This window comes from Burkholderia sp. Ac-20353 (assembly GCF_017104785.1).
In the GTDB taxonomy this organism is placed as follows: domain Bacteria; phylum Pseudomonadota; class Gammaproteobacteria; order Burkholderiales; family Burkholderiaceae; genus Burkholderia.
Genome location: NZ_JAAGPL010000086.1, coordinates 24,085 through 35,027, shown reverse-complemented (window position 1 = coordinate 35,027; position 10,943 = coordinate 24,085). Strand labels below are relative to the sequence as shown.

The 10,943-nt window shown below is 67.2% G+C and carries 12 protein-coding genes; 1 reads left to right on the top strand and 11 read right to left on the bottom strand.

Going from position 1 to position 10,943, the window contains the following annotated elements; all coding sequences use genetic code 11:
- From G3N94_RS23330 to G3N94_RS23305, 6 genes are all read right to left on the bottom strand, one after another.
- A partial coding sequence (locus G3N94_RS23330; RefSeq protein ID WP_277398565.1) for a beta-ketoacyl synthase N-terminal-like domain-containing protein occupies positions 1-686 on the bottom strand: 686 nt, incomplete at its 3' end.
- Positions 683-1,345: a 3-oxoacid CoA-transferase subunit B gene (locus tag G3N94_RS23325; protein WP_241022034.1), complete on the bottom strand. Its 663-nt coding sequence runs from the start codon at positions 1,343-1,345 to the stop codon at positions 683-685. The genes G3N94_RS23325 and G3N94_RS23330, both read right to left, overlap by 4 nt.
- Positions 1,320-2,000: a 3-oxoacid CoA-transferase subunit A gene (locus G3N94_RS23320; protein WP_205794923.1), complete on the bottom strand. Its 681-nt coding sequence runs from the start codon at positions 1,998-2,000 to the stop codon at positions 1,320-1,322. The genes G3N94_RS23325 and G3N94_RS23320 overlap by 26 nt, the downstream gene beginning before the upstream one ends.
- A gap of 11 nt (positions 2,001-2,011) precedes the next feature.
- Positions 2,012-3,325, bottom strand: a complete 1,314-nt coding sequence (locus G3N94_RS23315) for an aspartate aminotransferase family protein (protein WP_205794922.1) — start codon at positions 3,323-3,325, stop codon at positions 2,012-2,014.
- 42 nt (positions 3,326-3,367) lie between these two features.
- Positions 3,368-4,129, bottom strand: coding sequence for an amino acid ABC transporter ATP-binding protein (locus G3N94_RS23310; protein ID WP_205794921.1), 762 nt, complete (start codon positions 4,127-4,129; stop codon positions 3,368-3,370).
- A complete protein-coding gene (locus G3N94_RS23305; protein ID WP_205794920.1) occupies positions 4,126-4,788 on the bottom strand; it encodes an amino acid ABC transporter permease in 663 nt (220 codons plus the stop codon). Before G3N94_RS23305 ends, G3N94_RS23310 begins: the two co-directional genes overlap by 4 nt.
- Before the next feature lie 216 nt (positions 4,789-5,004).
- Here G3N94_RS23305 and G3N94_RS23300 point away from each other — a divergent pair, with 216 nt between their 5' ends.
- Positions 5,005-5,928 (top strand): LysR family transcriptional regulator, encoded by a 924-nt coding sequence (locus tag G3N94_RS23300; RefSeq protein ID WP_205794919.1) that lies wholly within the window; start codon positions 5,005-5,007, stop codon positions 5,926-5,928.
- A 44-nt stretch (positions 5,929-5,972) separates the two neighbouring features.
- Here the strand turns inward: G3N94_RS23300 and G3N94_RS23295 are convergent, their stop codons facing one another.
- The 5 genes from G3N94_RS23295 to G3N94_RS23275 form a co-directional block, all read right to left on the bottom strand.
- Positions 5,973-7,151 carry a serine hydrolase domain-containing protein gene (locus tag G3N94_RS23295; RefSeq protein ID WP_205794918.1) on the bottom strand — a complete coding sequence of 393 codons (1,179 nt, stop codon included), beginning with the start codon at positions 7,149-7,151 and terminating at the stop codon, positions 5,973-5,975.
- Positions 7,152-7,293: 142 nt separating this feature from the next.
- Positions 7,294-7,980: a PqiC family protein gene (locus G3N94_RS23290; protein WP_205794917.1), complete on the bottom strand. Its 687-nt coding sequence runs from the start codon at positions 7,978-7,980 to the stop codon at positions 7,294-7,296.
- On the bottom strand, positions 7,977-9,617 hold the full coding sequence (locus G3N94_RS23285; RefSeq protein ID WP_205794916.1) for an MlaD family protein: 1,641 nt from the start codon (positions 9,615-9,617) through the stop codon (positions 7,977-7,979). Before G3N94_RS23285 ends, G3N94_RS23290 begins: the two co-directional genes overlap by 4 nt.
- Positions 9,610-10,272: a paraquat-inducible protein A gene (locus G3N94_RS23280; protein ID WP_205794915.1), complete on the bottom strand. Its 663-nt coding sequence runs from the start codon at positions 10,270-10,272 to the stop codon at positions 9,610-9,612. Before G3N94_RS23280 ends, G3N94_RS23285 begins: the two co-directional genes overlap by 8 nt.
- Positions 10,269-10,904: a paraquat-inducible protein A gene (locus G3N94_RS23275; protein ID WP_205794914.1), complete on the bottom strand. Its 636-nt coding sequence runs from the start codon at positions 10,902-10,904 to the stop codon at positions 10,269-10,271. The genes G3N94_RS23280 and G3N94_RS23275 overlap by 4 nt, the downstream gene beginning before the upstream one ends.
- Positions 10,905-10,943 lie beyond the last annotated feature (39 nt).

Sequence of the window (10,943 nt, the reverse complement as noted above, 5' to 3'; positions counted from 1 at the left end):
GTGCCCGGCCGGCCGCATTCGTCGGCCGCGACGCGCAGTGCGCGCGGCGTGCTGACGCCGCTCGCCCTGTCGTGCTCGAGCTTGCGTGCGTCGACCGCGACGATCTCGTCACGCAGCAGCCCCGCCTGCGCCGCACGCGCGGCGCGCTGCTGGCTGAGCGCCGCGTAGTCGTCCTGCGCGCGGCGCGACACGCGGTAGCGGTGCGCGACGATGTCGGCCGTGTCGACCATCGGCAGGTATGCGTCCGGATGCCGTTCGAGCAACAGCGCATCCTGCTGGCGATGCCGATTCATGTGCGTGTTCTGCACGAGGCTGATCGACTCGACACCGCCCGCGAGAATCGCATCCGCTTCGCCGCCGGCGATGCGCGCCGACGCAAGCGCGATCGACATCAGCCCCGACGAGCATTGCCGGTCGACGGTCATGCCCGGTGTCGTCACGGGCAGGTCGGCCGCGAGCGCGGCGAGCCGCCCGATGTTGTAGTACTGCGTGCCTTCCGGCAGTGCGCAGCCGAGGATCACGTCGTCGATGCGTTCGGGATCGATGCCGCTGCGCGTCACCGCCGCCCGCAGCGACATCGCCGCGAGCGTCGGCGCCGTCGTATCGTTGAACGCACCGCGATACGCGCGGCCAATGGGCGTGCGCGCGTAGCCGACGATCCATGCGTGGCGTGGCGAATGCGTCATGCTGCCCCCTCTTCGACCGTGAAGTCGGCTTCGGTGACGGTGCGCAACTCCGCGACGCTCAGCGCGCCGAGGCGCTCGACGAGCCGCAGCCCGTCGTCGCCGCATGCGAACACCGCATGCTCGGTGATGATCGTCGCGACCCGCCGCCGCGCGGTGAGCGGCAGCGTGCAACGCGCGACGATCTTCGGCCGGCCGTTCTTGTCGACATGCGGCATCGTGACGATCACGCGGCGCGCCTTCTGCGCGAGTTCCGCGCCGCCGCCGATGCCGGCGACAAGACTCCCAGGCACGAGCCAGTTCGCGAGGTCGCCGTGCGCGGACACCTGCAGCGCGCCGAGAAACGTGATGTCGATCAGCCCGCGCCGGATCATCCCGAACGATGCGGCGCTGTCGACGATCGCGCCGCCCGGCACGACCGACACGTAGCCGCCGCCCGCATCGATCAGCTGGCTGTCGAGATCGTCCGGATGCGCGAGCGCGCCGACGCCGACGATGCCGTTTTCCGAGTGGATCCACGCGGCCGACGGATCGTCGAGAAACGAAGGAATCAGCGTCGGCAGGCCGATGCCGAGGTTGATCAGCTGGCCGCGCGCGACTTCGCGTGCGGCGCGCCGCGCGATCACGTGGCGCGGGTCAGCGCAGGATGGGCCGGTATTCATCGAGGTCTCCGTCAATCTGGATCAGGCCGTGCACGTGGATGCCCGGCGTATGCACGCTGTCGGGGGCGAGCGGCGCGTCGTCGATCGCGCGTGTTTCGACCAGCACGCGATCGGCCGCCATCGCCATCAGCGGCGAGAAATTGCGCGCGGCGCCGCGGTAGCTGAGGTTGCCGTATGCGTCGGCGCGATCCGCGCACAGCAGCGCGAAGTCCGCACGCAGCGCCGGTTCGAAATACAGCGTGCGGCCGCCGACCGAGATCGGCTCGCGCGACGCGCCCAGTTCCGGCGGCAGCTCGATATCGGTGACGACGCCCGGCAGCCCGACGCCCGCACAGCGGATCCGCTCCGCGAACAGTCCCTGCGAGAAGAACTCGACCTGCAGCGTGCCGGCCAGGTGCGCGCGCCGCGCGGGGCCGCTCAGCCCGAGATGCGTGGTCAGCAGCCGGCTCACGACGCCCGCTTCGATCAGCCGCGACACGCCGTAACCGTCCTGGTTCGCGTCGTTCTTGATGATCGTCAGGTCGCGCTTGCGTTGCCGCTTCAGCTCCGCGAGCAGCGAAAACGGCGTGCCCGGCGATCCGAAGCCGCCGACCATGATCGACGCGCCGTCGGGAATCGGCGCGATCGCGTCGGCCAGTTGCATGCGTTTGCTCATCGCCGCCCGCCTCAACGCGCGACCGCGCGGAACGCTTCGTCGAGCCGCCCGACGATTTCGTCGCACTGCGCACGCGTGGTGATCAGCGGCGGCGCGATCAGCGTGTGGTCGCCGGTCTCGCCCATCAGCGACTTGCGCGGATAGATGATCACGCCGTGCTCGCGTGCGACACGCGTCACCTGCTCGCCGAACTTCAGCGACGGCGCGAACGGTGTCTTCGCCGTGCGGTCGGCCACGTACTCGATCGCAAGCAGGAAGCCGCGGCCGCGCACGTCGCCGATGAAGTCGTGCTGCGCGGCGAGCTGTTCGAGCTGGCTGCGCAGATAGGCGCCCGTCGACGCCGCGTTGTCGACCAGTTGCTCGCGCTCGATCACGTCGATCACCGCGAGCGCCGTCGCGCTCGCGAGCGGATTGCCCGCGTACGTATAACCGTGCTGGAACCCGCCCGCCGCGAGGATCGGATCGGTCAGCTCCGCGCGCGTGACGATCGCGGACGTCGGGTAGTAGCCGGCGCCGAGCCCTTTCGCGAGACACAGGATGTCGGCCTCGACGCCCCAGTGCTGGAAGCCGAACCAGCGCCCCGTGCGGCCCACGCCCGTCATCACTTCGTCGAGGATCAGCAGGATCCCGTGCCGCGAGCAGATCTCGCGGATGCGCGCGAAGTACGCATCGTGCGGCACTTCCGCACCCGTGCTCGCGCCGCCGATCGGCTCCGCGATGAACGCGGCGACGTTGTGGGCGCCCGCGTCAAGGATCGCGGCCTCGAGCTCGTCCGCGCAGTCGAGCGCATGCTGCTCGGCGCTCTTGCCTGCCGGCACGCGGTACTGCGTCGGCGACGCGACCTTCGGGTAAAGCTGGAACATCGGCTGGAACGGCTGCGTGAGCGGCGTGTAGCTCGTCATCGCGAGCGCGCCCATCGTCGAGCCGTGATACGACGGCTTGCGTGCAATGAACACGTTGCGCTGCGGCTCGCCTTTGCAGACCCAGTACTGGCGCGCGAGCTTGAGCGCCGACTCGACCGATTCCGAGCCGCCGCTCGAGAAGAACACACGGTCGAAGCGCCCGCCGACGAGGCCGATCAGCTTCTCGGCGAGGTCGAGCGCCGGCTGGTTCTCGAACTGGGTGCGATACGCGAACGCGACCTTGTCGAGCTGCGCGAGCATCGCGTCGCGGATCGCCGGATGCCCGTGCCCGAGCTGCGCGACGATCGCGCCGGAGCACGCGTCGATATAGCGCCTGCCGTCGGTATCCCACGCGTAGATGCCTTCGGCCCGCGCGACGGTCGGCAGTTGCACGGCGGACTGGTAGAAGAGATAGTCGCTCATTGACGTCCTTTGCTTGGTTTGTTCGTGAATGCGATGCCGCGCTCAGCGGATGTCGGCGAGAAACGCCTGCGTACGCTCGTGCGACGGCTGGTGGAAGATCTCCGACGGCCGGCCAGCCTCGACCACGCGGCCGTCCGCCATGAACACGACGCGGTCCGCAACGCGCTCCGCGAAGCGCATTTCGTGCGTGACGATCATCATCGTCATGCCGGCCTTCGCGAGCCGCTCCATCACCGCGAGCACGCCGCCGACCATCTCCGGGTCGAGCGCCGACGTCGGTTCGTCGAACAGCATCGCGTCGGGCTTCAGCGCAAGCGCCCGCGCAATCGCGACGCGCTGCTTCTGGCCACCGGACAGGTTGCCGGGGTACACGTGCTGCTTGTCGAGCACGCCGACCTTGTCGAGCAGCGCGCGCGCTTCGTCGCGCGCCTGCGCCGCGCCCATCCCGAGCAGCTGCATCGGCGCGAGTGTCAGGTTCTCGAGCACCGTCAGGTGCGGAAACAGGTTGAAATGCTGGAACACCATCCCGACCTTCATGCGCATCGCGTTCAGGTAGCGCTCCTGCGCGCGGTGGCTGCGCCGCGGGTCGTTGACGACGCTGCCGAGCACCCGCACCTCGCCGCGCGTCGGCGTTTCCAGATGGTTCACGCAGCGCAGCAGCGTGCTCTTGCCCGAGCCGCTCGGGCCGATCAGCACGACCACCTCGCCCTTGTGCACGTCGAGCGAAATGCCCTTGAGCACCTCCAGCGCCCCGTAGGTCTTGTGAATGTCGCGCAGCGCGATCTGCGGTTCCGGCCCGTTCATGCGCGGCCTCCCTTCAGGATCAGGCGCTGTTCCATCTGGCGCAGCAACAGGCTCGTGCCGGTCGTCAGCAATGCATAGATCATGGCGCAGGCAAAGTAGAGTTCGAAAGGCTTGAAGGTCGCGCCGACGAGTTGCTGCGTACGCATGAACAGCTCCGCAAGCGTGATCGTCGACACGAGCGACGTGTCCTTGGTGAGGATGATCAGGTTGTTGCCGAGCGGCGGCACGATCAGCTTCAGCGCCTGCGGCAGCACGACGAGACGCATCGTGCGCGCGGCGCCGAAGCCGAGCGAGCGCGACGCCTCGATCTGCCCGTGCGGAATCGCGAGGATCCCCGCGCGGATCGTCTCCGCGTTGTATGCGCCGACGTTGAGCGCGAGCCCGATCACGCCGGACGTGAACGGCGACAGCTCGATCCCGAACTGCGGCAGGCCGAAATAGATGATGAAGAGCTGCACGAGCAGCGGCGTCGAGCGGATCAGCCAGATATACGCGCTCATCGCATCGCGCAGCACGCGATGCCGCGACAGCTTGCCGAGCGCGGCGCCGAGGCCGATCGCGAGGCCGAACACGGTGGCGAGCAGCGTCAGCTGCACCGTCACCCCGGCCGCCTGGAACAGCATCGGCAGGTACTTGAGAACGAGTTGGAAATCGAACATGGCATGACCGGGCAGCGCGCATCGCCAGCGGGCGAAACGGCGCTGAGGGGCGTCTCCGTATGATGAGTGACCGATTTGATTCATCACCTCGCTGCAGGCCGCAAGGCTTGCAGCAGAATGAACCGGCGCGTTGTTTGACTGGCTTGCAGTCTCGCTTTGAATTATTTTCCGGTCAATATATGATCTTTTTTGATCAATTGATTGGCGGGAGCGAACATGCGGACCGACTTCAGTCTGCGCGACATCGAGATCTTTCACGCGATCGCCACGGCCGGCTCCACGCGCCAGGCGGCGGTGCAGCTCGGCATTACGCAGTCGGCCGTGAGCCATGCGCTCGCGCGGCTCGAGGAGAGCCTGCGCATCCGGCTGTTCGCGCGCGAGAACCAGCGGCTGCAGATCTCGCCGGCCGGACGCTACATGCTCGACGAGGCCGTGCAGCTGCTCGACCGGCTGAATCGCATCGAGGAAGAGATGTCACTGCTGCAGGAAAGCGGCGTCGCGTCGCTGCGCATCGGCTGCGCGCCGGGGCTGTGCCACCGCTTCGGCCCGCGGCTCGCGCAGCAGTATGCGCACGCGCATTCGGGCACCGGCGTCGCGCTCGACGTTGCCGCGAGCGGCCGCCTGATCTCGGATGTCGAAGGCGGCCGCCTCGATCTCGCGATCGTCTCGTACGAGATTCATGAGCCGGGCCTGATCTTCACGCCGGTGTTCGGCGCGAAGATGGTCGCGCTGCTCACGCGCAAGAACCGGCTTGCCGCGCGCAAGCTGCTGACTTATGCCGATCTCGCGGACCAGCAATACATCAAGCCGATCCAGTCCGATCACCTCGTCTACGACGATTCGAGCGACCGGCGCCGGCTCGGCTACGAATTGCGCGTCAGCATGAGTTCACTTGGCGAGGTGATCCGGCTCACCGGTGGCGTGAGCCTGCTCAATGCGTTGACCGCGGCCGACCTGTGCGCAAACCGCGAACTGGTCGCGCGTGCGTTCGATTCGAGCCAGTGGTTCAACTTCTATCTCGTGCACCAGCATGCGCTGAAGGACAACCCGGCGGTCGGCGACGTGCTCGATATCGCGAAGGCATGTGTGCAGGAGACCGCGCAGGCTACCGCGTATCCGGATGCGTTCGTGATCCGCTGAACGCAGCGGCGCGCGCGCGGTGCGATGCGTCGCTGCGGCATGCGTCAGCTTGCATAAACGGCGTCGCGCAGTTCCAGCGTCAGTGCGCCCGACATGCCCTCGTAGGCCGTGTTCGTCAGCAGCAGGACCGTCAGGCCGCGCGCCGCATCGACAAACCAGCTGTGACCGTAGACGCCGCCCCACTGGAGTGTTCCGGCGCTTTGCGGCGAGCCGGCCAGTGCCGGATCGACCAACAGCGCCCCGCCGTAGCCGAAGCCCCAGCCCGGCCCGCGGGTTTCGGCGTCACGCGGCGCGTGGTCCGTATGGATCGCGGCGCGCAGCGCATCCGGCAGAAACGCGCTGCCATCGCGCAGCGTCTCTAGCAGACGCAACACATCGTCCGCGCTGCCGTACATGCCCGCGCCGCCTGACGGAAACGCCGCTTCGTCGAACACCCGCGACGGCGCGAACCGTACTGCGACGCCGAGCCCTTCGGGCATCGGCACATCGATGTTGTCGTCCATCCTCACCGGCTGAGGCACGCCGTTCGCATACGGCACCGCGAAACGCGCAGGCTCGCGCGATACGAAGCCCGTGTCGCGCATGCCCAGCGGGCCGGTCACGTACCGCGCCACTGCATCGCCGAGCGGCTCGCCGGTCGCCTGCTCGATCACGGCACCCAGCACGTCGAGTGCGAGCGAATATTGCCATGCGGTGCCTGGCGCGAACACCAGCGGGGCCGCAGCCAGCCGCCGCAGGTTCTCGTCGAGGTCGAACTCGACGCGGTCGATCCCGTCGGAGATGCCGAGGCGATGATAGGCGCTGTCGGGTTCCTCCGCCAGGCCATAGCTCAAGCCGGCCGTATGCGTGAGCAGTTGATGGATCGTCAGCGGCGGCGCACTGCCGTCCGGCAGCTTCGGCGTGAAATCGGGAAGCCAGCGCGAAACGGGATCGTCGAGGTTCAAGCGGCCGTCCGCGACGAGGCGCAGCACCGCGACCGTCACGATCGGCTTCGTCACGGACGCAAGCCGGAACAAGGTCTCTTCGCGCATCGGACGTTGCGTTTCGCGATCGGCGTAGCCGTGCGCGCGACGGTAAATCACGTGACCGTCACGGGCGACAATGGCCACCGCGCCCACGACACGTTGCTCCCGCAACGCAGTAGCGAATACATTGTCGAGCCTGCTTTCAAGCGCGGATGCGTGCTGATCGGCAGCCTTCGTCGGGTCAAGATCTGGCGTCATGTTTTCCATTGTCGTTGGTTCCGCTCACACGGCCGAATTGCATTCGTGAGCCAATCGTCTCGTCGCTTTATAGCAGAATGCCGACCCGACAAGCTGCAAATCCCTGCTCGCCGTGCGTATTCGCACGGCGCTTCATTGCGGATTACGGCGTCGGAACGGACGTCGCGAGCGGGCAACGGATCGCGGACGACGCCGGTGCCGTGCCTTTCATGTTCTGACGCGAGGCAGCCATCGCGCGAACAGCGTTCGCCGTCTGCGCGGCGAGCTGGCCGATTGCCTGACGATGGCCATCCACGAGCGCGTCGTAACCCGGCTGCACCGGCACGGCGGCATGAGTCCGGCAAGTCATCACCGCCTGGCTGGCAAGCGAGCGTACGCTCCAGACGGCGTCGAGCACGGCCCGCTCGCCGGGCCACGATTCGAAGCGCTGCACCTGTACGCTGACCCGGTACACGGGTACGCCCGGCGGATACGCCGAATCGGCGACGTCGATGGTATCGAGTTCGCGCGTCAGCGCAGACGACAGCGCGCGGCGAATTTCGTCGGCCGGCGGCGACGCCCACCGCTCTTCCTCGAGGATATCGACTTGCGCGGGGTTCTTCTGCACGACGAGCTGATTCTTCGCGACCTGTTCGGGCACGTCGACCGCGGGCACCTGGATCAGGAACGGCGGATTGGCCGGCTCGCTGCGTGATGCATGGGCATTGTCCGCATCGAGCGTATAAAAGCGCGCCGGCGGCGACGAACAGGCGGCAAGCAGCGTCACCGCTACCGCGGCCCCTCCGGCGCCCGCGAGCATGCGGGCCAGTCGTTGCACGCGTGCGCTCATTTCTTGTCTCCAGGTTTGCCTTGCAGCAGCGATTCGGGGTGCCGCTCGAGATAGTCGGCGAGCATGTTGAGCGACTGCAGCGTGTGCGTCAGCTCTTTCAGCGCACCGCGCACGTCGGACTGCAGCGGCGAATCCTGCTGCAGCGTCGCTTCGGCGGTCGTGAAGGTCTGCTTCGCGGCCGACAGCGTGTCGCGGGCCTCGGGCGCCACCTGCGTGTCGAGCTGCCTGAACAGTTTGTCGGCGTTGACGAGCGCGCTGTTCAGGTTCGCACCGATCTGGTCGAACGGCACCTTGTCGAGCTTCTTCGCGATGTCGGCGACCTGCGACTGCAGTTCGTCGAGCGTGTTCGCCACGGTCGGCAGCTCGACCGTCTCATGACTGATGTCGAGCTTGAACGCGGGTGCGGTCGGGAAGAAGTCGAGTGCGACGTACAGCTGGTTCGTCAACAGGTTGCCGGTGCGCAACTGGCCGCGCAGGCCGTGCTCGACCAGTCGCTGCAGAATCTCGCGACGCTCGATCTCGCCCCTGCTGCGGACCGCGTCCCGGAAGCGCTTGCCCAGCCGCTCGGGGTAAAGGTTCATCGTCACCGGCATGTTGAAGCTCTTTGCCTTCGGGTCGTAATCGATGCCGATGTTCGTCACTTCGCCGAGCACGATGCCGCGGAAGTCGACCGGCGCGCCGACCGCGAGCCCACGCAGCGACTGGTTGAAGTTCATCACGACCGGCACGCGCTCGCCGTCCGGCTCGCGCATCGCCTGTGTTTCGTCCGCACCGAGCTGGAACACCGTGTCATGCACGGCGACGTCCCCCGCAGGTTGATCGGCCGGCGACTGGAATGCGATGCCGCCGAGAATCACGGTCGCGAGCGACTGCGTATTGAGCTTGAGGCCGCTCGAATCGAGACGCAGATCGACGCCGCTCGCCTGCCACCAGCGCGAGTTGGCGTGAACGTACTGGTCGTACGGCGCATCGACGAACACCGCAATCGTGACGCCCGTGCCGAGCTTGTCGAGCGAAAAACCGACCACCCGGCCGACCTGCACGCGCCGGTAGTAGACGGGCGAGCCGATATCGATCGAGCCGAGCGAATCTCCGCGCAGCGTGTACTGCGTGCCTCGCTGGTCGGCGGTCACGGCGGGAGGCGTGTCGAGTCCGCTGAACGCATGCTCGTCATCCTTCGAGCGACCGGCATCGACGCCGATATACGCGCCCGACAGCAGCGTGCCGAGCCCCGACACGCCGCTTGCGCCGATGCGCGGCCGCACGACCCAGAAGCGCGAGCCCTTCACCGCGAAATCCGCCGCTTCCTTCTTGAGCGCGACGTCGACCAGCACGTGCGACAGGTCCTTCGACAGCGTGATCGTCTTGACCATGCCGATCTCGACGTCCTTGTACTTCACCTGGGTCTTGCCGGGTTCGAGCCCTTCCGCGTTGCGAAAGCTGATCGTGATCTCGGGGCCACGTTCGCGCACCGACTTGACGACGAGCCCGACGCCGATCAGCGCGGCGACGATCGGCACCAGCCAGACGAGCGACGGCAGCCAGCCGGCACGCTTCGTGATCACCGGGTCGGAAGTGGACGGAGGTTGGCCGGCACCGGCATCGGGATCGTGTTGCGGGCCTTGCGGACTATTCATGGTGTTTCCCTGAGGGTTCGACTGGATCCCAGATCAGACGGGGATCGAACTGCAACGACGCGAGCATCGTCAGGATCACGACCGAGCCGAACGCGAGCGCGCCCGGGCCGGCGGTGATCACGGCCAGCGAACGGAAGTGGACGAGCGCGACGGTAAGCGTCACGACGAAGATGTCGAGCATCGACCAGCGGCCGATCCGCTCGACGAGCCGGTAGAGCTTCGTGCGCTGCATCGGCCGCCAGGTGGCGCGGCGCTGCGCAGAGATCACGAGAATCAGCAGCACGCACAGCTTGAGCATCGGCACGAGGACGCTGGCGACGAATACGACGACCGCGAGCGGCCAATCGCCCGACACCCAGAAATAGACGACGCCGCTCATGATCGTGTCCGCCTGGGAGCCGACGATCGACGAAGTTCGCATCATCGGCAGCAGGTTGGCCGGGATATACAGGATCATTGCCGCGATCAGGAACGCCCAGGTACGCGCCAGGCTGTTCGGGAAGCGCGCGTGCAATGCGGCGCCGCAGCGCGCGCAGCGTTGCGGCGCCGGATGCGGATCGCCCGTGTGCGGCTGCGCGAGCTTCTGCACATGACCGCACGCGTGGCAGCTTGCCATGCCCGCGCGGGCCGAGGTCGTCGTAGTCGTCGTGCTCATCGGACCGTCGTGTTGCCCGCAGCGCGGCCGCGAAGTTCGTCGGCGATGTCCCACAGTGCCCGCGGATCGACCGTCACGACCACGGCCAGCATCAGCGTCAGCGCCGCGAATGCGAACAGCGCCGCGTCGGGAACCACCCGCGCGAGGCTCACCATCTTCACGATCGTGACGAGGATGCCGAGCATGAACACCTCGATCATCCCCCACGGACGCACCAGCCGGATCGCTCGCAGCACCGCGTCGAACGCCGGCGGCACGCAGCCGGCGCGCAGCGGAAGCGTCACGTACAGCAGCGCGGCCATCTCGGCGAGCGGGAACAGCAGCGTCGAACAGAACACCATCGCGGCGACGATCCGCATGTCCTGGTCCCACAGCGCCGAGAGCGCGCCGATCAGCGTCGTCTGTACGCGCATGCCGTTCACGTCCATCTCGAGGATCGGGAAGCACTGCGCGATCACGAACGTGATCATCGCGGCGAGCGTGAGTGCGCAGATCCGCTCGAGCTGCGAAGCGCTGCTGCGGCAAAGCAGCTCGTTGCAGCGCGGGCAATGCGCGGTCTCCTTGCCGACGAGTGCCGGTTTGCGCAACAACGTGTCGCAAACGTGGCACGCAATCAGGACGGGTTCTGACACGGGGCGATATTCGATCGAAGGGTTGCGGGAAGCAGGTTG